The following is a 20303-nucleotide window of genomic DNA, read 5'->3' as shown; positions in this document are numbered from 1 at the left end:
ATTGAATAAAAAAGGGACTCCGCAAGGAGTCCCTTTTTTGAAGTCTCCCTGACTTGGTGTATAATCCTGCTGTGAAAAAAATCTTTGCTCTTTTTACGGGCCTGCTCCTGGTGTTTGGGAATTTTTCCACTCCTTTCGTGCACGCTGCTTTTTTGGATGTGGAAGAAAGTCCTTATGTGGAAAGCATTTTGTTTTTGCAAGAACAGGGCGTTTTGCAGGGCTATGGAGACGGTACTTTTCGTCCGGAAGCTCAGGTGAATCGAGCGGAATTTTTGAAGATTGTCTTTGCGGCTTTGGGCGAAACGACAGAAGAAGTGGATTTGAATTGTTTCCCGGATGTGAAAGAAGAATGGTTTGCTCCTTATGTGTGCCGAGCAAAGGCGCTGGGCATTGCGCAAGGTTACCCCGACGGTCTTTACCATCCTGAACAGTCGGTGAATTTGGTGGAGGCTTTTAAAATTTCGATCCAAGCTTTTGGATTGCCTCATGCCGAGGCGGGCGAACAGTGGTATGAACCTTACGCCGATTTTGTGCATGTGAATGGGATTTTTTCCAAATATGCGTATTTCCCAAATGAATTGGCTCAGCGCGATGAGATGGCTTTTATGGTGCATCAAATGCTGCGGCTTTACAGTGGAGTTCAGGATTTTTCCAGAGAGCGCCGCTCGCTTTCGGCGGGTTGCGGTTTGGATGCGCCCAGTTCGGCTCCCAGCACTTTTATGGTGGATGGAATTGAGCGGGCGGCCATTGTTTCGGTGCCCAGTCATTATGATAAAAACACCCCCATCCCTCTGCTTTTTGCCTTTCATGGCCGAACCAGTCCAAACACACTGGTGAAGAGTTATTACGGCTTTGAACGTGCGGGAGAAGGAGAGGCGATTTTTGTGTATCCAGCTGGACTTCGTAGTGGGTCCAGTTTCACTTGGTCCAACTCTGGGGATAGAGCAGACACTTTGCGTGATTATGCGTTTTTTGATGTGATGTTTGAAGAGCTCACGCAAAGCTATTGTATCGACCTCGATGAAGTGTATGCGGCGGGACATTCGCTCGGCGGATGGTTTGTGAACAGCTTGGCTTGCGCTCGCGGGGACGTGCTTCGTGGAGTCGCCACTTTGGGAGGTGCGCGCAGCACCGGCACGTGCAGCGGGCCGGTTGCGGCGATGCAGTGGCACAACCCCGATGACACGCTGGCTTCCTTCAGTTCAGGGTTGGCTGCGCGCGACGATTATTTGGAGCAGAATGTTTGTTCCACCGAAAGCGATCCTGTGGAGCCCACTTGGGGCAATTGCGTGGAATATCGCGGCTGTTTGGAAGATGCCCCCGTGCTCTTTTGTCCTCATGGAGTGGATTATGATGAATATTCAGGCGAGTATTATCCTCACACGTGGCCTCGTCAAACAGGCGGTGAAATGTGGGATTTCTTGAGAGGTCTCTAAACTCTCAGTGAGCCACGGAAACCTCGAGCGGCGTAGTAAGATTCCGCGCCGTTGTGATAGGTGAAGACGTGGTCGTAACGGCGGTCGCAAAAAAGGGCGCCTCCGAGTTTTCGAATTTCAGCAGGAGTTTTGATCCAGCTGGAAGTTTTTTGGTCGAATTTGCCGAGTTCTTGAAGTGCGCGGTACTCTTCTTCGGTGAGGAGTTCTATGCCCATGTCGGCAGCCATTTCAATCGAGCTGTTTTTGGGCTTGTGCTCTTTTCGAGCATGCAAGGCTGCGGGATCGTAGCAAAGACTTCGGCGGCCCGCTGGGCTTTCGGTGGAACAATCGTAAAAAAGAAATCTGCCTTTGTCTTGGCCCACGACGTCGGGTTCACCGCCCGTTTCTTCCATCTGCTGGAGGGCCCCGAGTTTTTTAGGATCGGCTTTCAGTTTAGCTTCTACTTTGGCCCAGTCGAGCCCTTTGTGACGGTGCATGTTTTTTTCGAAGCGAGCCTTTAGGGTTTTGAGGAGAGTTTCAGACATAAAAATGGGTTATTTGAATGGGTCCTTTTCCTGGTTCATACTTAAAAAGTAACAAAAATGGAAGTCTTCGTATATACTTGCTTTGTTTAAAATTTCTTATGTCAAAATTTATCTTTCTTTTGCTGCTTGTTTTAACGGTCACGGCTTGTACTCCAGAAGAGACAATTGTGGAAGAAGCTGAGGAAGTGCAGGAGCTTGCAGACGAAACTTTTGTTGCAACAAATTGGGATCACATTGCCACTAGTTTGACCAAATACCTTATTTGGGAAGGTGAAGAAGTGGCCATGGTTGAAAATTGTCCGGGTGGTTATTCTGAAGTTTATGGAGTGGGGACAGGGTATTACTTCTGTGATGATCCTTATAATCGATGGCTTCAATTTGAATGGCTCGATGGAAGGGAAGTGCGCGTTCCCGATGAAGTGGGTGAGCTTTTTTTGTGGGACCGTACGAATCCTGGTGGATCCTCTTTTCAGCAAACCATGACGAAGGATGAAAAATATTGGCTCTACGTCGACACTTGGTCGGATGACGAGTCGCAGCTGATCTCTTACAATGTGAAGGAAGGCACTCAAACTGTTTTGATGTCTTTCACTGCGGTGGATTATAGCGAAGCCTGGTGTAGTGGACTTCGTTTCTTTGGTTGGAACGAGAGCCAGACCAAGTTGGGCATTCTTGCCCGCAACGAATCTGATCCTGTGAACTACCCTGAAGAGTCTAAAGTTTTTATTTTGACGATTGAAGATGGGAAGCTCGTTCAAAAGAGCAAGTACAATCTTCCTGTGATGCCCGATTGTACGCCTAATAACGGGCCTTACTTTGCGGTGGATTGGGTGGACGACGACACCATCGGTTATTACGATTCCAACGAAGCGTTGACTTACGAAGACACCGAGTACTTTGAAACCTTATTTTGGAGCGACGATCCCTGGAGTTCTGAGTACGCTCACTTCTACGATGTGCAGTGAATAGAGGCTATCTCAAAAAAAGACCAGAGTATTTAGGACGGCACTGATTTCGTGCCCGTCCTTTCTACTCTTAAAGGCAAGAACTGGATTATTTTGCTTACAAAAGCTTCATCCTCAGTCGACTTAGCCCAGCTAAGCCTCCTTCGTCTTCAGCTCTTTCAGCTTAAAACACTCTGCGTTCTTGCTCTTCCCTTTTTTTGAGATAGCCTCTAGAGGCTTCTTGTTCTTCTCCAGTAAGCAATAAAAATAAGCACCACAGCCGGGATGATGGCCCACAGCATGCCGATGCCCACGTAGGTGGAATAGATGGCGATTCCAAAGAGGTCGATGAGAGCGAGGCCCACGGCTGAAACAGCCGCTACGGTTTTGAGCTTCTTTGGGAGGGAAACAACGAGCAAAACTGAAAGTACAATTTGTACAATACCGAGGCTCATCCAAACAAAGAAAGGCGCAGCTTCTAAGGCCCATTTATTGAGCAGTATTTGATGGTTTTGAGACTCGTAAATGCCACCCATCAGGTGCCAAAGTCCTAAAACAACTTGAAGAATGCGGGCGATGATATTCATGGTGTGAGCGGTGGTATGAACACTTTTACTGGCGGGTCCATTTGAAGCCGTGTCCCCAAATGTCTGTGACCTCGATGGTGTCGTAACCGTCGAAAGATGGAATGTCGAATTGCAATCGGTGTCGTGGATTCTTTGTTGTGAATGGAAAGGTGGTGATCGTGACTCCGTTGTAACTTGGATTGTCGATGTTTTCTGGATCTATTCCTGTGCGGAGATTGAAGTTGATGACTTTTTGCTCACCATTTCGAGTGACGATCAATTGGTTGAAATCCATCTCTTCATCTTCAAAACTCACCAATAATTGCAAAGGATTTTCGCTCTTTATTTTGAGTAGAGTGCTGTTATTGTCGGGATATTCCAAGAAAAGGAGAGGGTTAACGTGGGGATCTCTTGGTTGAGAAAACGTGCTGGCACAGCTCATGTTTGGGTTGTCTTCTTGGGTTTGCTGAGTGCACAAGGTCGCGATTCTTGTTTCAAAGTGGAGGTGAGGGAAAGTGGCTGTTCCGGACTGTCCCAGGGTTCCCACTAAATCTCCTTTGGAAATGTTTTGATAAGTTCCGTCTCCTGATTCCAATTCAACTGACAGAGAGTCTAAGTGAGCATAGAGCGAAAAATATTTGGTGTAGGTGCCATCATGGAAGGGAAATTCTAGATCCGCCTCATGCATGACGACGATTGTATTGCCGCTGTTTTTGTATGGATTGTTTGGATCATCGGCCTCGTAGGCACGGTAGATCACACCGTCGGCAATCGAGTAGACGGGATCACCTAGAGTTCCTGAAATGTCGATCCCTCGATGGAAGTCATAGGAACCTGATTGAGATCGAGGCCCGAACATGGAGACTAGATTGAATTCGTCTACGGGCCATACTGTTTCGTCGTAAACAAGCTTTTGAGCTCTGAGATTTTGAATCTTTACCACGGAATTGTTGATGATCTTTGTACGCTCCATTGTTTGAGCACTTGCAAAGTTTACGGAAAGAGCGAGGATCAGCAGTGAAAAGAGGACGTGGATTTTTTTCATGGTCTTATCGATTTTACGTGGAGTACTGATTATCCACTAGGGCATTTGCAATGTCTAGAGGCCCTTTTTTAAATCTGAATCTTCTTAAAAGTGAGTCCCCAGCGCTAAGAAGATCAGCGAAAATCCGGCAAGCACCGCGAGGTCGAGGCCGAGTCCGTAATGGCTGTTTTCAATCAGTACGCCGCGCAGGGCATCGTTTCCGTAGGAGAGTGGATTGATCTTGGCGATGATGTCGAGCACCTTGGGCAAGCCTTCGAGCGGGTAGAGGGCTCCTGAAAAAAAGAAGAGCGGCATCACGAGGAAGTTCATGATGAGTTGAAAGCCTTGCATGTCTTCGAGAAGGGAAGCGATCATGATTCCCAAAGAAGTGAAGAGCAGGGCGAGGAGGAACATGATCAAAATAGAAGGAAGGATGCCGAGCCAGCTTTCGGGTCGGAAGCCGAAGAGGATGGAAAGTGCAAGTACCAACACCCCTTGAAGAGTGGCGATGGTGGCTCCTCCTAAGGTTCGGCCCATCATGAGTTTGAGGCGTGAAGTACGAGCCACGACCATTTCTCTAAGGAAGCCGAATTGGCGATCCCAGATCACGGCCACTCCCGAAAAAATTCCGGTAAAAATGATGCTCATTCCAATGATTCCGGGTGCCAGAAAATTGAGGTAATTGCCTTCTCCTGCTTGTTGAAACACGCTGCCAAAGCCATAGCCCAGGGCGAGCAAATAGAGCAGAGGTTGAGCCAGAGAACCCACCATGCGGGACTTGGAGCGCAGGTAGCGTTTGATTTCGCGGAGCCAAAGAATGTAGATTTTTTTCATGGTTGTTATGTTGTTGTGGCTACGCCACGTTATTGCTTAGCAAACCCTTCGGGTTCGCTTGTTATTTACGTGCACCCCACATGCGGGCCATGGCACGGTTCATGTCGGCGGTGGAAGCGCCTTCGTCACGGATGGCGTTCCCGGTGAGTTTGAGGAAGGCGTCTTCCAGCGAGTCGGTTTCGGTTTGCTTTTTGAGCTCAGCAGGGGAGCCGGAGGCGATGATTTTTCCATGATCGATCACGCAGATGCGCTGCGCGTTTTTTTCCGCTTCTTCCATGTAGTGAGTGGTGAAGAAGACCGTCGTGCCTTCTTCCTTGTTCAATTTTTTGAGGTAGGTCCACATGTGATTGCGGGTCTGAGGATCAAGCCCGAGCGTGGGTTCGTCGAGAAAGATGATTTTGGGATGGTGCAGGAGTCCGCGTGCAATTTCGAGGCGACGTTTCATTCCTCCGGAGTACTCTTTCACGAGGTCGCCTTTTCGGTCAAAGAGGTCCACGAAGCGCAGCAGGTCATCGATGCGTTTTTTGCGAGTCACAGCGGGCACATCGTAAAGGATGCCGTGCAGTTCCATGTTTTCGTAGGCCGTGAGCTCGTCATCCAGGCTGTGATCTTGGAAGACGATTCCAAAACAGCGCCTCACCGCATCCGCGTCTTTTTCGGGGTCGTGGCCGTTTAAAGTCACGTGGCCCTCGCTGGGGGAGAGCAAGGTGGTGAGGATTTTGATGGTGGTGGACTTTCCGGCTCCGTTTGGACCAAGGAAACCAAAGATTTCACCCGACTTTACTTCGAAGGTGATGTCGTTGACGGCGGTGATGTCGCCGAATTTTTTGGATAAATTTTTAACTTGAATCATGGGGTGGTGTTTAGTAAATCTACTGTTTGTACTTTTCATACCATTTGTTGCTCAAAATTTCTTCTGGATCCATCTCTAATTTCTCCGCAAAAAAGTCGTCAATTTCAGGGTAAGCCAACTGCAGTTGCTCTTTTGAATAATACAGCTGGTAGGGGAGGTAAAAAGTTCCATCCAAACTCTCCGCTAAATCAATTAGATCGAGGGTGGTTTTTTCTAATGTCTCACTGTCTTTTTCGCTTAGTTTTTGATTGAAGTAGAGAACCACGGCAAAACGATCGCCCTTGGCGTAGGGTAGGGCACTGATTTCATCTTTGTTCACAATACGAATGGTTGCATTCAGTAAATTTGCGTCGTTTTTTTTCACCACTTCACGTAGACCGTCGATGAACTCCACAAAGTGCTCATGTGGCAAAAAGTATTCTTGTAAAATGTCGGTGCTCGGCACATTGGTTTTGAGATAAGCCCTTGGATCGTACATGTTTTGATTTCGGCTGCTTAAACAAATTTGCTCGGCTTGGCTCATGGCCGTATTTCGAGTGCAAGGCAGTTGATAAGCATCCACGTGTTTTTCTAAGATCCAGCGGAACCAACGTCCTAGATTTCCTGTCTTTGAAAAATTCAAAACGAATCGTTTGAAAGTCGTGTGCTCCTCGGGTTGCATGGGGGGTAACTCTCCTTCAAAATCGGTGCGCTTTAAGTCGTGAACCACCGTTTCGGTGAGATAGGAAAAAGGTGAAACCGAAAGTCGTGCAAAGAAGAGTTCACTCTCCTCATCCCCTTCAATATTTGCTTCGTAGTACGCAGGAAAATCTTTGTAGTCCATGTATTCTATTTCATGGTTCAGCATGATATTGGGCACCACTTCCAGTTCTGCGCTCAGAATGATTCCAAATAGCCCGTAGCCACCCAATGTGTGTCGGAATAAGTCTTCGTTTTCCGTGAGACTTGCGGTCACGATTTCGCCCGAAGGAAGCATGACTTGAAGGGAACGAACTGTAGCTCCTACTTGTCCTGGATTGTGTGCTGTTCCGTGAGCATTCACACTCAGTGTTCCTCCCACCGTAAAAATATTGATGGACTGCATTGCTTTCACGGAAAGCCCCATAGGATCTAAAAATTCTTGTACCTCAGCCCAAGTGGCTCCGGACTGAACGCTTAAAGTGCCGGACTCCGTCATCTCCATTGCAGTGAGCCCTTTCATGTCTAAGATCAAGCCGCCTCGAATGAAAGACTGTCCACCCATGCTGTGTTGTTGGCCCGCCAGTGAAATTTTCAGGTCGTTTTCTTTGGCAAAACTGAGGGCATTGAAAATGTCTGTTGAATCCTTAACCGTCACTACGCCATAGATCGGTGTTTGATTGAGACAACTCGCGTCATTGATCATTTCGCCTTCGTAAGTCACCTCCATCTGAGTTGCTTTTGTACCGTCTGTTTCACGGTAATAAATAAAACCACAGTCTTTGTCGCCGCTCGGTTCTACAGAAAACTCCACTGCTTTTTTAGTTCCCCAAATCATTGTTGTTAGCGCCGCTAGAGCGATGACCAGGCTAGTGCGAATTTTTGAACCTTTGCGCATGGGTTTACCTTAGCTATTTTATCTTTAAATTAAAAGACCAGGCCATCTGAATAGGGTTGCTTTGACGTTAGCAGGTAACTATAACTGCCTTGCTTGAAAGAGCAGACCCTACTATAATGGTCTTGTAATCACCACGAAGAGCGCCTTTTAAGGGTCCGTCCTTACTGGGTTCTCTTCTTTTTTGTGTAATGCAGTTTGGGCTTCAGGTCATTAATGAAAGCCAAAAACTCGGAAGGAAACTTTTTTAGAAGTGCGGAATACTTCTTTTGGTTTGGGATCAAGAGTTTTTCAAGTTTATTTTCTTGGATCAAATATTTTGCAAGACAGTGGAAATCTCCGTCACCTGTGACGAGCAGAGCTTTTTGATAGTTCTTGAATTCGATCATGGTTTGTAAAACCAATTCTGCGTCGCAGTTTCCCTTTGTATGGCCGTCTTTATAGGTGAGCGTGGGTTTGAAAATGAGGATAAAACCTGCGTCTTGGAGGGATTTATAAAGATCGCTGTTTTCAGCGATGAACCCCAGAAACAGGAAGGCTTTTGAGACTTTATATTTCTCTTTGAGGTATTGCCTAAATTTTCTGAAATCCAACTTCCATCCAAGTTCTTTAATGCTCAAATTCAGATTTTGGCTGTCGATGAATGCGTAGTTATCCTTTTTCATAATCAGAGCTTACCATAAAAAAGCCCTTGCCACATCCTACCTTAGTGGCCCCACTAGAACTTGTTTATTTAGGGAGCATAACTTTCAAGATCTCTCCATTTTTGATTGTTGCACCAAACTGCCTGTGGAGATGCTCACGAAGGTATTCGAGTTGTCGATAGGGTTCTTGTTCTTTTATTGCATGGGGTCCGACTAGTGAAGCGCGAAGTTCTCCGCCAGGTTTCAATTGTTCTAAGCCGTTTTGTATAAGATGCCAAGTACCAGATAGTGCAGGTGACACAATCTTAAATACTTCATTGCAAAACTCCGCTCCCTCAAAGATTCGGAAATAATCTTCTTCAGTGTAACCATAATTAATCCCTGTTACTTTAGGATTCATTCCATTTTCAAAATCTTCGTAGTGGCTGTTAATGATAGAAAAAGATTCCGGATATATGACGAAGTCAAAACGAGTTCCAAAATCTGGCCAATCACAAGAACTGGCATCGAAAATGTGTCGAGCAAAACCGTTTGGCATTATGTGCTCTTCGAGATCTGCAAGTACGATGTTTTCTGGAGCTACGCCCAATGCAACTAAGAGCTGTTAACATAAGACTTTGAGTAAAAGTGCCACAAGGCAGAGGGAGATAAAGGAGGCATACATCAGGTCTAATTTGTCATAGCGAGTTGAAATTCTTCTGTGATTTTTCATTCGGTGAAATAGGCGTTCAATCTCGTTGCGGTAGGCATAAATGTTCTTGTTGTATTCCCACGGAAATTTCATTTTTGCCTTTGGAGGAACGACTGGAGTTATGCCTTTTTCTTTGCACAGCTCCAGAACTTTGTAGCATGAATAACCTTTGTCCATAGCCAAATGATCTACTGTTTTTGGAAACGAATAATCTCTCAAAATTTGTTTTCCAACTTTCACATCGCTCACTTCACCATCTGTTAAAACAAAGTGCATCCCATGATCTGGATCTCCAGCAATCATGTGAATTTTTGTAGTGTACCCACCTCTACTTCGGCCTAACGCTTGTGGCCCCTTTTTTCATGGCTCCCGCTGCACTGTGGTGCGCTCTATTTGTTGTACTGTCCAGGAAAGCTATTCGCACTTGAAGTACATCTGCTACTTCAAGTGCTCTAAGCATTTGTCCAAAAAGTCCAGATTCGCTCCACCGTTTGTATCTTGTATAAATCGTGTGCCAGTCATTCTCTTTTTCTCTGTAATCGTAGGGCATTTGTCTCCATGCGCACCCTGTTTTAAGTACATAACAAATGGCATCCATGCAACGTTTCAGTGGAATCTTTTCAGGCTTTCTGGGCTTTGGAAAATAAGGCTGGATCAGTTTGAACTGTTCATCCGTTAGCATCTGGTACATGGCGTTAGGGTTAGAGTAACTTCACTCTACACCACTCCTCTATTTATGTTAACAGCTCCTAAAAATCTTTCTGAAAGGGCGGGGCCTGCTCCTATAGATAATAATTTGCTCCCCGCCTTTAGACGTTGGAGCATAACTTCATCCAAAAGGCCTCTTTTTGCAAACCAAGAAGGGGGATAGTGATTGAAATCTGATCAACTGACGTAGTTCCCCGGGCGTAAGCCCGAGGGATGTAGTGGGTGCCCGCATCTTCGTGGTGGTGTAAAGTGGAGGCATGAAGAAGCTACGAAAAAGCTCACACGCAGTTTTCATCTGTGACTATCACTTAGTTTGGCCGACCAAATACCGTCGGAAGATATTCAACGAAGGTGTGTTGGCTTTTCTGCAGGAAGTGATGAAGGATATTCCGAAGTACTATCCGGAACTGGTGGTGAAAGAGGTAAACACGGATTTAGACCATGTACATATTTTAATTTCCATACCTCCACAAATAGCAGTGGGAGAGGTGGTGAGAATAATAAAAGCCAACACAGCTCGTGAGTTGAACATAAAGTTTCCGTTTCTTAGAAAAGTGTACTGGGGGACGAGAAGTATTTGGTCGGCAGGTTACTTTGCCTCCACAGTTGGGATTAACGAGGAGGTCATTCGAAAGTATATCCAACAACAGGGCGAAGAAGATGCGGGCCAAGCGCAGCTTGAACTAGGCTGAAACCCCGAGCGTAAGCTCGGGGAGGTTCATTTTGTCATAGCGAGTTGAAATTCTTCTGTGATTTTTCATTCGGTGAAATAGGCGTTCAATCTCGTTGCGGTAGGCATAAATGTTCTTGTTGTATTCCCACGGAAATTTCATTTTTGCCTTTGGAGGAACGACTGGAGTTATGCCTTTTTCTTTGCACAGCTCCAGAACTTTGTAGCATGAATAACCTTTGTCCATAGCCAAATGATCTACTGTTTTTGGAAACGAATAATCTCTCAAAATTTGTTTTCCAACTTTCACATCGCTCACTTCACCACCTGTTAAAACAAAGTGCATCCCATGATCTGGATCTCCAGCAATCATGTGAATTTTTGTAGTGTACCCACCTCTACTTCGGCCTAACGCTTGTGGCCCCTTTTTTTCATGGCTCCCGCTGCACTGTGGTGCGCTCTATTTGTTGTACTGTCCAGGAAAGCTATTCGCACTTGAAGTACATCTGCTACTTCAAGTGCTCTAAGCATTTGTCCAAAAAGTCCAGATTCGCTCCACCGTTTGTATCTTGTATAAATCGTGTGCCAGTCATTCTCTTTTTCTCTGTAATCGTAGGGCATTTGTCTCCATGCGCACCCTGTTTTAAGTACATAACAAATGGCATCCATGCAACGTTTCAGTGGAATCTTTTCAGGCTTTCTGGGCTTTGGAAAATAAGGCTGGATCAGTTTGAACTGTTCATCCGTTAGCATCTGGTACATGGCGTTAGGGTTAGAGTAACTTCACTCTACACCACTCCTATATTTATGTTAACAGCTCCTAGTCTAAAAGGAGATCTAGGGAAAGATTGAGTCTGTGGTCTGGCTGAGCTAAGGAATTTGATTTATACTTTTGACCATGGTGACTGAAACACAACTCGTGCTTAGCTTTGGAACGGGTTTCTTCCTCCAAGTCTTACGCTTTCTCAATTGGCGGCCGAGTTATAAAAACTATGATTTGATTGTGACCATTCTTATTGGTGTAATGGCTTACCTTTTGACCTCTCTTGGTATTTATCTTAAAGAAGGGGAGTGGCTGTGGGACCTCAATTCGTTTGGCATGATTTTTTTCACCTTGCTTGGTATTTTGATGTACAGTTTTTTTAAGGAAAAACTCATTCAGCCAGTCACGCGCCAAGGAGTGGTCACTTGTTTTGTGGTTCTTTGTTATTGGTACTTGAGTCATATGGACGTCAGTGAAGTTCCTTTTGCAGTGGGCCTTCTTTTCATTTTTCTTTTGCCGCTTTTTTTTGGTGAAGAAGTGTCCTATTTGGATGGAGGTTTTATACCATAGTACGATGCTGCTCAGTCTGGTTGTTTTTGGTTGGATTCATATGAATTGGGATGGATTTTCTGTCTTTAGTCTTCATCCACAAAATGAAGGATACTTGGATCTTTTGAATGCTTTGGTGGCGGGCACTCTTTATGGTTATCTTATTCCTCACAGCTACTTTCTTTTGTCTTTAATTCCGATTCCAAAAAAAGGGCAGTCTGCTTCTGAAAAGAAGCGAGAGCTTAAGTGTTTGACTAAGATTTTATGCGACAACTTTTTTTCGGAGCATCCCAGCACAAAACTTTTGATTGGAGAAACCCTTCTCTTGGTTTTACTGCTGGCTTCAAATTATGTTTATCACTGGGTTCAGCCTCTGATTTTGGTCAATTTGATCCTTTTGATTCTGCCGGTTCTTAAGCCTTTGATGCGAATTTCTTCAAATTAATCTATCAAATCTCTGTAAAAATTTTCACGAGTTCCAATCGCTATAATAATCAGATTGTTCTTTATTTCATAGGCAATTCTATATTGAGTTCGTATGAATCCGAAATGATGCGATCTTAGTTTTTTGAGCTTCCCTGTAAGAGGCTCTCCGAGCTTAGGATTCTCGCCTATTTTCAAGATTTCTTCGCGGATTTTTTCTTTTAGGGGTTTATCAGCTTTTTTAATAAACCGATGTGCTTGTCTGAGGAAAACAATTTGCATTTTTAAAGCTCGGCTTGATTGAGTGTTAATTGAAGGTTTCTTCAAATGAGTAGACCTCACCTGTGCTTTCAAAGTGGGCGAGTTCGTTCAGAATGAATTCCTCTTCCTTTTGTTTGAGCAGTTTTTTAGATCCAAAATAAAACTCTAAAGCTTTATTAACCAGCTTACTTTTATTTTCCTCCTTTTTCAGCTTCGTCCAATTGTTGTCCGTAAATGAAATGGTTGATCGAGCGCTAATCATAAGATCTAGATTGGTTACGAATGTATTATATCGTAACCAGGCTGCATACGTCAATTGGATGTCCGGTTCCATAGTTTCAAGTACACCTCGGGGATGGGGCGAGGGGAGTAGAATAGATGAAAGTAGTGAGCAACTGGAGGTCTCATATTGAGAGATTCATGTGGACGAAGGCAATTATACTCCACGAGCCAATCCGCGAGCACCTCATTAATCTTGTAAATGGGACTGGTTAAGTCCACTCTCCAGTAGAGGTGTTGTTGCAAAGTAAGGTTGAATCGCTCACAAATCGCATTATCTTTTGGTGTTCTGGGGCGAGTGAAGAAGTGCTCAATCCCTTGCTGCTGGCAGGCTTTATGGAAGTACGCCAGGAACTCACTGCCGTTGTCTGTTAAAACAGCTTTAATCTTGGTCTGGAGCACTTCTTCCATCTTTTCCAGCAAAGCTTTGGCCGCCTTGGAACTGTGGTGCTTGGTTACGAGTGCAAAACCTATCCTGGTGGCCACATCCACACAGGTAATGAAGTACAGTTTGTTGAAGGCGCTGTCCACAAACTCAACGATGGAATCTAGGACTACCAAGTCTCCAGGTTTTAAGATTTGGTAGTCCTTGGGGAGTTTCTTTCTTTGGACTTTCCAAGCAGACCTAGGTTTTGGTTTCTTGTGAAACCCGGGGCAGCGATTACGAACCAGTAATCCTTTTGCTGCCAAATAGCGGTACAAGGTGGAAATGCTGTGCTGGTGAAGAAACATGTGAAGCTTCTTGTGGCTCCAATCTGGAAACATCCTTGCATAGCGTTCAATCTCTTGTTTCTCTTCACTGGTGAGATTAAATCCACGTTTGTTATTGGGTCCTGTTATTTTCGGAATAAGACCACCCAGTCCTTCTTCCTTTCTGGCCTTCACCAGCTTTTGTACGTGGCTTCTAGAAGTTTCAAAAGCCCTGGCAGTCTTGGCTTTATTCTTTCCATTATGGTCGTACCAATCCAAAATAAGGATTCTTTCTCTAAGTACGTCTCTCTGCCAGGGCTTTAAAGTAGCTTCGTTAAACTGCCGAAGTAATCTTCTCAGTCCACGAATGCCTTTCGTCATGTTATATTGTTCCATGAGGGAGTTGGGGTGAAGAAGTAAAGTATCTCTACTCTACTCCCTCTTCCTTTTCCCCTGAGCTGTACTTGAAATTCGTGAAACTACGTATTGGATTAGAAAAGACTTTGATAGCCCAACAACCCTATGATCCACCAGCTCAAGGGGGAAAGCAGATTGTTGGTCGCATGGATGAGTACCCCAGGCCATATGCTTTTCACACGCAGAGCTAGCCAAGCCAGCAAAGGTCCCAAGATCAATCCAGTGTAGAGCACCTGGTAGATAAGGGCTTCACTCGAATGGATAGGGAAGTTTTTGAGGTGCCAAATTCCGAATAGAAAACTGCTCAAGCAAATGGCGGTTCTTTTGCTGTATAGGGAAGCGAGTCCACCCAGGATTAAACCACGGAAAATCATTTCTTCGTAGAAGGGTGCAAAAATACTTTGAAAGCTTCCACTGCTGCCAAAGAACTCACCTGTGGCTTTCCAGTGCATGTAAACCCAAACCGTGGTCACGAGGTAGGCGAGGACTAACAGCCCGATTTGCATGTTTGAGGTGAGCCCAGCTAGGTTACGAACTCGGAAAAATTCGATAATCATTTTGATCAATTGGAGACATCAAAACTCACTCCATTCCATTTGAATAAGGGGAGTGCCGGCGGCTTGTCCTCACTGCTTCCTCCTATGATTTTTATTTCTGCTCCTTCTTGAGAAATTTGATGATAGTAGAAGAAGTTTTTTCCATTGTCTTCTACGTCAAAGGCCAAATCCAACTGAGGCAAATAACTTGCGCTGACATCGATCCATTCTCCTTCTTTGAATCGGTAGAAGCTCAGGTATTGTGTACAGTGGGCTGGACATATGTGTTCAGAGTGAGCGATGAGCCAATTTTCATCTTGGTCGATAAAAACTTTGAAGACAAAATCGTCGGTTTGGGTAGCAGGGATGTCGAAGCTTAGGTAGTGATTCTTTTCATCGACGAGAAAATAAGCTTCTTCGTGCTGCATTATTTCTTCACGCTCTTCCTTGGTGAAATGGCTGAGATAGCCATAGGGGAAGCTGTAAAAAATATCGATCATATTTGTAGGACCCTCCAGCGTTTGCTCGAGATCAGCTGCGAATGCATTGGGATTGAAGGGGTCTTCTGCAATAGAAACAGGAGTCAGTCGTATTACTTTGACTTTAATGGGTTTTCCTACCTTTTGCGTATTTGAACACGCACAAAGGAAAATGCAGAGAGCCAAGAGGAGAATTTTTTTCATGGTGTCATTATAGCTTTTATTTGCTTTTTAACCCAGTCTTACACTGCAATCACTTTTTCTTCATTGCCTTTAGCACTTTGAGGTACATGGCTTCTACGATTTTTTTCTGTGCTTTTCCAGTGGTCACGTAGTGGTCGAGTCCAGGAGCGGCGTTGATCTCAATAATGTAATAGCCGTCTTTCTTTGGAGCCTCGGTGATTTCCCCTTGAGTCACCATGATGTCGACCCCGGCTATTCTGAGGCCCATGTCTTTTGTTAGAGAGATCGCTATTTTTTTAAATTTTGGATGGATGGTTTCGGTTACATCTTTTGATTCACCGCCAGTTGAAAGATTGGCGTTTGGCAGTAGGGTTATTTTTTCCTCTTTCGCTAGCACGGTTTTCAAGTTTTTGCCTTTCGATTTCAAGGTTTTTAAAATGCGTGGATCGTGAATGTCGATTCGTGTGTCTCGTTTCTTTTTTTTAAACAGTTTCTGTTTAGCCAAAAGAAGTTCACCAATATTCTTTTTCCCGTCGCCAGTCACTGAAAGTGCAATTCTTTCGTACGCGGAAATGATCTTCCCATCCAGAGTCACCACTCGATAATCCTTTCCAGGTTTGTACTCTTCAACAAGAGCGACACGATCATCCTGAAAAGCGTGGTTCAGTGCGCTCAGCAGCTCTTTTGAATTATGGACCAAGGTGACTCCGTAGCCCTGACTGGAAGAATTTGGTTTTACAATCAAGGGATACCCGATCTTTTTTGCATAGCCAAGAGCTGTTTTGGCGGTATCTTTGCTTCCAATGGCTTTTGCCCACGAAGGTTTAAAAAATTCTTTTCCATTGGCTATTGGATAACCCATTTTTTGCATGAAAAATTTTGCAAACCCTTTGTCCTTTGCGATATCGGATGCTCCGACAGGATTGAGGTCTAGCGTATAAAAACGAAGGTAGCGATTCACTCCATTTTTATAGCGTATTTGCGCCACAATCTTCCATTTTGGTTCAATTATGACTTTTGCGCCCACTTTTGGAGCCAATTTTTGTATGAGTGCTGTCAGATAGGGTGTTCCTTTTTTCATTAACCAGTCCGTTGAGGCTAGTAAACTCTAGAGACTATCTCAAAAAAAGGGAAGGACAAGAACTCAATATGGCCTTTGGAGGGTTTACTTCCATTGTTCATTACGAAAAATAGATTGGCAATCCAGATCTGGATTGCGTGCTTATTAAAAAAGAGTAAATTGGTGCCGGGCTTAAACTTGATTTTTATGAAAAAACTTCTCGCCACCGTTTTGCTTAGTAGCTTTTTCTTAATGGGCTGCACGGGCGCTCCTATGTTTGGACCAGAGGAAGGAAAACTGAAAACAGAAGCCTTTATAGAGCTCGCTAAAGTGGATCCTGAAGCTGCTTATGCACAGACCAGCGATACTCTTCAGGAAATCACTTCCTATGAAGACTTTGAAGCCTTGGTTCAGAGCCCCACTTTTCAAGGATTGAGCCAGGTTACTTTCGAGAGTACCTCTGTTAACTGGGCTCTTTACGATGCAGCCTATGGAGGACGTCATGCCCACATCACCTTGACGGGTTCCAGTATTTTCAGCGATGAAAGTAGGGGCTTAGTGGATGTGATTTGGTCTTACGATTTCAAATCGGACGTGTGGGAACTCGAAGGTATCAACTTCTATCCTGCTGAAGAGTAGCATTCTATTTCTACTCACGGTATTATCTATAAAATGGCTCCCCCAAGCTGGAAGCAATTAGAGCTTTATTTGCATTGGTATGATATTTAATATATAATTTATATACAAATTTGTTAACAAATTTAATTATGTTAAGACAACAGGTTATATCTGTGACGAATCTTAGGACTAAAACGAAAGAGTCTTTGCAGGGTCTTCAGCGAGGGCCAAAATATATTTTTTCCAATAATGCACCTATTGCCGTGCTTCTTGATGTCGAAGAGTATGAAATGCTCATTCGACCCGATTTGATTGAACTCCCCAAGGAAGAGGTGGGCCATGAGATGCTTTCTTTGGCAGAACAGGCTCGGAATACTCCTAAAGAAGAACTGTTGAATTTGTAGATATGCCTGAAGTCCCTAACATTTTTGAAAAAAAGGACGTTCTACCCTACTTGCAAAAGAGGGGGCTTCTTGAACAGTATAAAAAAGCAAAAAGATATCTGCTCGAAGGCAGTGCAGTCCAAGTACGCTTCAAAGAAAGGAACCCAAAGGGAAGTGGCATTTGGTATTTTCGTATCAATCGCCAATTTCGAGCTCTAGGTGTTTTTGATGGACAAGGAAATTTGATTGTTTTCGATGTGGATAATCATCAAAACTAAAGGGTTAGTATGCGAACTGAATGGTATGGCGAAATCTGAGAAATGGGGAAGCTTTTAAAAGTGCCGGTATAATGCACTATTGGCGGGAGCGTGATGGGGGTATACTTGTTTTACTCACTGAATTTTATGTCACATCCAAAACTTATTTCCGGCTTTTTGTTCTTTCTTATTCTTCCTGCTTGTAGCCAAGCTTACGAACAGGAAATGGTGGAGCCTTACGAAGAAGAGGTGAAGGAAGATTATGAGCTCCGAGGCAGAGTCAATGAAGAGGGACTTTTTGTAAATCAAGAAGGTGAATCTATTGTTAATGTTGAGGGACTCAGCTTCACTCTGCCCGAAGGTTGGAATGCTGTAGAGGCTTACATTGGCGGAGCGGATATAGAGCTGCAAAATCAAAAAGAAGGGTCAATTATGGATCTTGCGGTGGAGGGTAATCTTGAAATCACTGATGACGACGAAGAGCGACTTATTGCCTTGCCCGAGCTCACTTCTGGGAAATGGTTTGAGCTCCCCTGTGGATTAGGGGCGTGGTGTTACTATGTGAATATACGAGAGTCAACGTACTTTTTGGTTTTCGGACTTGATTACGTAGAAGCATGGGATCAATTTGAAAAAGACCTGTATAGTTTCTTCAATTCGATGGAGGTTTCGGCGTACGATTCTTCTGACAATCAACTGAACACGGAAGTTTTTGATTTGGGATTTTCTACCCTAGAGGAATATTTTCTTCTCACCGAAGTGATTCAATACGAAAGTGAGTATTCAGCTGGAGGAAATATTACTAATAACCTTGCTCCAGAAGGCTACGTGCTTATCCGTAATGAGGAAGGGGAGCCGAAACGATTCTACCTAGAAAACTCAGACCGTGAAGTGAATTTCATTTCCATCTATGCCGAGGAAGGATATGAAAGCAAAGAGGCAGCCACTTTTTATCTCAATAGGATGGCAGGTCCACGAGTGGAGTTATACGGTCCTTTTTCTGCAAACCTTGCTTCTTTGCTCAAATAGAAGTTCGATCGTCCAACTTGGCTGGGTGCGGTTTTAATCTGCAAAACTAAATGGCTCCCCGTATTTGATGCAATCCGAACTTTTGTGCAGCAAGAACCCAACCCCCTTTTCTGGGGAAGTGCACAATGTGCATGACGTTCATTTTGCATTTTGCTATAATCAAAATACACTAAGTTTATATGCCCATCAAAAACATTCTCAATGCGTTCAGGAAGTATCAAAAAGCTTCTCCCCAAAAAAGAGCAAAGTACATGAGTTCTTTTGAGGAACAGATGATTTATCGTACGACCAAAACTGAAAATCCCGAAACAACGCTTAGAATGGTGAGACAGGTGCTTCGTAAGTTTCCCTCTGTATGAAGAGCAAAAGAAAAGGAGAAACGAGTTATAAAGAGACGGCTTTTGGTATTATTCCAAGATCAAAACTTATTCCTTTGGAAATTGAAGGAATTAAGAAGGCTTGGGATTTTGTTTTGGAATCTCAAGCTAAGGACAAGTTGCTTTTCACACCTGCTTTCTTGAGAGAAGTTCATCATGTGGGGTTTGGATGGATTTCCCTGACATGGCTGGGAAATTTAGAACGATTGAAGTGACCGTTTCAAAGCACAACCCACCCCGTTTCTTTCAAGTTCCCCAGATGATGGAAGATTTTTCCGAAGATTTGAAAATTAGGATTAAATCTTTGCCTGGTTTGGAGGATAAAAAGTTTTTGGATGAGCTTGTAGAGTTTTTAGCTTGGATGCATCACCGTTTTCTATGGATTCACCCATTTTTTGACTACAATGGTCGAATCGGACGCCTTTTGATCAGTATGATTTTGTTGAAACTCAATTTGCCTCCGATTGAGCTGAAAGTGGGAACTAAAGTGGGTAGAACCAAATATGTGAAAGCTCTTGCAGCAGCCGATGGAGGTGAGTCTACTTTGCTCGAAAAGTTGATTCGAGCTGCTCTTGAGGAAACGGTGAAGAAGTTAGCCTAAATGGCTCCCCCTTGTGGACAAGTTCAGAACTCTGAATTGGGCTGCACTCAAAGGAAATCTTCTGTTCAGTCAGGTATTTGCTCTTTTAGGAGATGTTAATGGACCATCCTGTCTCTCATCATCTTATCCAAGATAGACTGAACTTTTTGCCTACGTTTTCTAAAGCGTAAGGCTCCGTAGAATGGATCTTTTTTGAGATCGTCTGCGCTGACAAGAGTTTCCAGAAGTTCTTTTGGAAGCTCGGTTCTCTGAGGCCTTCTTTCTTGGCTGTACTTTCTGTTGAAGGCTTCGGTTGATAGATTAGTTCCACGCTGTGTGAGTAGCTTTTTCTCAATACTGTGAAGCAACTGCAAACCCATGTCAAAAATGGGTAGACCTTGATCATCCAAAGGCACCTGAATTTCTGGACCTACCGTCCATTGTCCCGAGATGTTGTTGAAGTCGAGCAGCCAAATTCCATTGGAGTCAGAAACAACATTCCCTCTTCCAATCAAGTCGGGAAGGATACAGGACTGCTTGTAAGTGTTCTTACAAGCATCAACGAACCCTCTCAGTTGTTGCAAGTAGTGAATCTGAGCGTCTATATCCCCCTTGGCTTGCAGTTCATAAGCGAAACTTTCTGCGCTAGGTACCACTCGATGCAAAGAGGAAGTAACCTCTAGGCTCGTAACCAAATTCCTTACTCTATCCCCGATCCTAGCACGAACGGTTTCAGGATCAGGCAAAAAACTTGTCAGAGGCCCTCCCTTTAGTAGTTCCATCTGAACCGTCTCGTGATGATCTCGTTCAGGATCTCTTGGAACTCGTAAAATTCGTCCATTAAGTCCATCGTGGCCTTGCAAACGATGCACGCGCACTCGAGTTCCCTCGGCAATCGGCCTCGGATCAATTTTATCTTCTGGAATGAATTCACCAGAGAATAGCATGGTTT

General features: G+C 44.3%; 29 protein-coding genes and 1 pseudogene. 11 read left to right on the top strand and 19 right to left on the bottom strand.

What is annotated here, in order from left to right; translation table 11 throughout:
* Positions 1 to 71 precede the first annotated feature (71 nt).
* Positions 72 to 1436 carry an S-layer homology domain-containing protein gene (locus IPG41_02135; protein ID QQR55333.1) on the top strand — a complete coding sequence of 455 codons (1365 nt, stop codon included), beginning with the start codon at positions 72 to 74 and terminating at the stop codon, positions 1434 to 1436.
* Here the strand turns inward: IPG41_02135 and IPG41_02130 are convergent.
* Complete coding sequence (locus tag IPG41_02130) at positions 1433 to 1960, bottom strand: DUF4256 domain-containing protein (protein QQR55332.1); 528 nt, start codon at positions 1958 to 1960, stop codon at positions 1433 to 1435. The two genes, IPG41_02135 and IPG41_02130, sit on opposite strands and share 4 nt — an antisense overlap.
* Positions 1961 to 2058: 98 nt before the next feature.
* Between IPG41_02130 and IPG41_02125 the strand changes: the two genes are divergently transcribed.
* A complete protein-coding gene (locus IPG41_02125; GenBank protein ID QQR55331.1) occupies positions 2059 to 2925 on the top strand; it encodes a hypothetical protein in 867 nt (288 codons plus the stop codon).
* 209 nt (positions 2926 to 3134) lie between these two features.
* On the opposite strand, the gene IPG41_02120 is transcribed toward IPG41_02125, so the two are convergent.
* From IPG41_02120 to IPG41_02080, 9 genes are all read right to left on the bottom strand, one after another.
* On the bottom strand, positions 3135 to 3491 hold the full coding sequence (locus IPG41_02120) for a hypothetical protein (GenBank protein ID QQR55330.1): 357 nt from the start codon (positions 3489 to 3491) through the stop codon (positions 3135 to 3137).
* Positions 3492 to 3516: 25 nt separating this feature from the next.
* Positions 3517 to 4515, bottom strand: a complete 999-nt coding sequence (locus tag IPG41_02115) for a M23 family metallopeptidase (GenBank protein QQR55329.1) — start codon at positions 4513 to 4515, stop codon at positions 3517 to 3519.
* A gap of 84 nt (positions 4516 to 4599) precedes the next feature.
* Positions 4600 to 5328 carry an ABC transporter permease gene (locus IPG41_02110; GenBank protein ID QQR55328.1) on the bottom strand — a complete coding sequence of 243 codons (729 nt, stop codon included), beginning with the start codon at positions 5326 to 5328 and terminating at the stop codon, positions 4600 to 4602.
* A gap of 61 nt (positions 5329 to 5389) precedes the next feature.
* Positions 5390 to 6181 carry an ATP-binding cassette domain-containing protein gene (locus IPG41_02105; GenBank protein QQR55327.1) on the bottom strand — a complete coding sequence of 264 codons (792 nt, stop codon included), beginning with the start codon at positions 6179 to 6181 and terminating at the stop codon, positions 5390 to 5392.
* A gap of 19 nt (positions 6182 to 6200) precedes the next feature.
* Positions 6201 to 7757 (bottom strand): FAD-binding oxidoreductase, encoded by a 1557-nt coding sequence (locus IPG41_02100; GenBank protein QQR55326.1) that lies wholly within the window; start codon positions 7755 to 7757, stop codon positions 6201 to 6203.
* A gap of 161 nt (positions 7758 to 7918) precedes the next feature.
* Positions 7919 to 8419 (bottom strand): NYN domain-containing protein, encoded by a 501-nt coding sequence (locus IPG41_02095; protein QQR55325.1) that lies wholly within the window; start codon positions 8417 to 8419, stop codon positions 7919 to 7921.
* A gap of 64 nt (positions 8420 to 8483) precedes the next feature.
* On the bottom strand, positions 8484 to 8987 hold the full coding sequence (locus IPG41_02090; GenBank protein QQR55324.1) for a hypothetical protein: 504 nt from the start codon (positions 8985 to 8987) through the stop codon (positions 8484 to 8486).
* Positions 8988 to 9002: 15 nt separating this feature from the next.
* A complete protein-coding gene (locus tag IPG41_02085) occupies positions 9003 to 9398 on the bottom strand; it encodes a transposase (protein ID QQR55646.1) in 396 nt (131 codons plus the stop codon).
* 19 nt (positions 9399 to 9417) lie between these two features.
* Positions 9418 to 9780 (bottom strand): transposase, encoded by a 363-nt coding sequence (locus IPG41_02080; protein ID QQR55323.1) that lies wholly within the window; start codon positions 9778 to 9780, stop codon positions 9418 to 9420.
* 274 nt (positions 9781 to 10054) lie between these two features.
* Here IPG41_02080 and tnpA point away from each other — a divergent pair, with 274 nt between their 5' ends.
* Positions 10055 to 10489: an IS200/IS605 family transposase gene (gene tnpA / locus IPG41_02075; GenBank protein ID QQR55322.1), complete on the top strand. Its 435-nt coding sequence runs from the start codon at positions 10055 to 10057 to the stop codon at positions 10487 to 10489.
* Here tnpA and IPG41_02070 read toward each other — a convergent pair.
* Both IPG41_02070 and IPG41_02065 read right to left on the bottom strand, forming a co-directional pair.
* A pseudogene (locus tag IPG41_02070) lies at positions 10481 to 10918 on the bottom strand (IS5 family transposase). The gene tnpA and the pseudogene IPG41_02070 overlap by 9 nt on opposite strands.
* Positions 10876 to 11229, bottom strand: a complete 354-nt coding sequence (locus IPG41_02065; protein QQR55321.1) for a transposase — start codon at positions 11227 to 11229, stop codon at positions 10876 to 10878. The pseudogene IPG41_02070 and the gene IPG41_02065 overlap by 43 nt, the downstream one beginning before the upstream one ends.
* Positions 11230 to 11365: 136 nt before the next feature.
* On the opposite strand from IPG41_02065, the gene IPG41_02060 reads away from it, so the two are divergent.
* Positions 11366 to 11800 (top strand): hypothetical protein, encoded by a 435-nt coding sequence (locus IPG41_02060; protein QQR55320.1) that lies wholly within the window; start codon positions 11366 to 11368, stop codon positions 11798 to 11800.
* 4 nt (positions 11801 to 11804) lie between these two features.
* Entirely contained in the window at positions 11805 to 12224 is a 420-nt protein-coding gene (locus IPG41_02055) for a hypothetical protein (GenBank protein ID QQR55319.1), read from the top strand.
* Here IPG41_02055 and IPG41_02050 read toward each other — a convergent pair.
* The 6 genes from IPG41_02050 to IPG41_02025 form a co-directional block, all read right to left on the bottom strand.
* A complete protein-coding gene (locus tag IPG41_02050) occupies positions 12221 to 12484 on the bottom strand; it encodes a type II toxin-antitoxin system RelE/ParE family toxin (protein QQR55318.1) in 264 nt (87 codons plus the stop codon). The two genes, IPG41_02055 and IPG41_02050, sit on opposite strands and share 4 nt — an antisense overlap.
* 25 nt (positions 12485 to 12509) lie before the next feature.
* Positions 12510 to 12797 carry a hypothetical protein gene (locus tag IPG41_02045; protein ID QQR55317.1) on the bottom strand — a complete coding sequence of 96 codons (288 nt, stop codon included), beginning with the start codon at positions 12795 to 12797 and terminating at the stop codon, positions 12510 to 12512.
* Positions 12776 to 13828, bottom strand: coding sequence for a transposase (locus IPG41_02040; GenBank protein ID QQR55316.1), 1053 nt, complete (start codon positions 13826 to 13828; stop codon positions 12776 to 12778). Before IPG41_02040 ends, IPG41_02045 begins: the two co-directional genes overlap by 22 nt.
* Positions 13829 to 13923: 95 nt before the next feature.
* Positions 13924 to 14406, bottom strand: coding sequence for a CPBP family intramembrane metalloprotease (locus tag IPG41_02035; GenBank protein ID QQR55315.1), 483 nt, complete (start codon positions 14404 to 14406; stop codon positions 13924 to 13926).
* A 5-nt stretch (positions 14407 to 14411) separates the two neighbouring features.
* Entirely contained in the window at positions 14412 to 15068 is a 657-nt protein-coding gene (locus tag IPG41_02030; protein ID QQR55314.1) for a hypothetical protein, read from the bottom strand.
* A 49-nt stretch (positions 15069 to 15117) separates the two neighbouring features.
* Positions 15118 to 16128 carry a cyanophycin synthetase gene (locus IPG41_02025; protein QQR55313.1) on the bottom strand — a complete coding sequence of 337 codons (1011 nt, stop codon included), beginning with the start codon at positions 16126 to 16128 and terminating at the stop codon, positions 15118 to 15120.
* Positions 16129 to 16314: 186 nt separating this feature from the next.
* On the opposite strand from IPG41_02025, the gene IPG41_02020 reads away from it, so the two are divergent.
* The 6 genes from IPG41_02020 to IPG41_01995 all read left to right on the top strand — a co-directional run bounded on the left by IPG41_02020 (position 16315) and on the right by IPG41_01995 (position 19372).
* Positions 16315 to 16746 (top strand): hypothetical protein, encoded by a 432-nt coding sequence (locus tag IPG41_02020; protein QQR55312.1) that lies wholly within the window; start codon positions 16315 to 16317, stop codon positions 16744 to 16746.
* Positions 16747 to 16988: 242 nt separating this feature from the next.
* Positions 16989 to 17129 (top strand): hypothetical protein, encoded by a 141-nt coding sequence (locus tag IPG41_02015; protein QQR55311.1) that lies wholly within the window; start codon positions 16989 to 16991, stop codon positions 17127 to 17129.
* Positions 17130 to 17131: 2 nt separating this feature from the next.
* On the top strand, positions 17132 to 17386 hold the full coding sequence (locus IPG41_02010; GenBank protein QQR55310.1) for a hypothetical protein: 255 nt from the start codon (positions 17132 to 17134) through the stop codon (positions 17384 to 17386).
* Positions 17387 to 17512: 126 nt separating this feature from the next.
* On the top strand, positions 17513 to 18394 hold the full coding sequence (locus tag IPG41_02005) for a hypothetical protein (GenBank protein QQR55309.1): 882 nt from the start codon (positions 17513 to 17515) through the stop codon (positions 18392 to 18394).
* A gap of 355 nt (positions 18395 to 18749) precedes the next feature.
* On the top strand, positions 18750 to 18986 hold the full coding sequence (locus IPG41_02000; protein QQR55308.1) for a hypothetical protein: 237 nt from the start codon (positions 18750 to 18752) through the stop codon (positions 18984 to 18986).
* Entirely contained in the window at positions 18956 to 19372 is a 417-nt protein-coding gene (locus IPG41_01995) for a Fic family protein (protein QQR55307.1), read from the top strand. Before IPG41_02000 ends, IPG41_01995 begins: the two co-directional genes overlap by 31 nt.
* 95 nt (positions 19373 to 19467) lie before the next feature.
* Here IPG41_01995 and IPG41_01990 read toward each other — a convergent pair whose 3' ends face one another.
* Positions 19468 to 20298 carry a hypothetical protein gene (locus tag IPG41_01990; GenBank protein QQR55306.1) on the bottom strand — a complete coding sequence of 277 codons (831 nt, stop codon included), beginning with the start codon at positions 20296 to 20298 and terminating at the stop codon, positions 19468 to 19470.
* Between the last annotated feature and the right edge of the window lie 5 nt (positions 20299 to 20303).

It is taken from the genome of Candidatus Peregrinibacteria bacterium (assembly GCA_016699145.1).
Taxonomy (GTDB): domain Bacteria; phylum Patescibacteriota; class Gracilibacteria; order UBA1369; family 2-02-FULL-48-14.
Note: the sequence above shows the minus strand (reverse complement) of the source record. Positions and strands in the feature narration are given on the sequence as shown.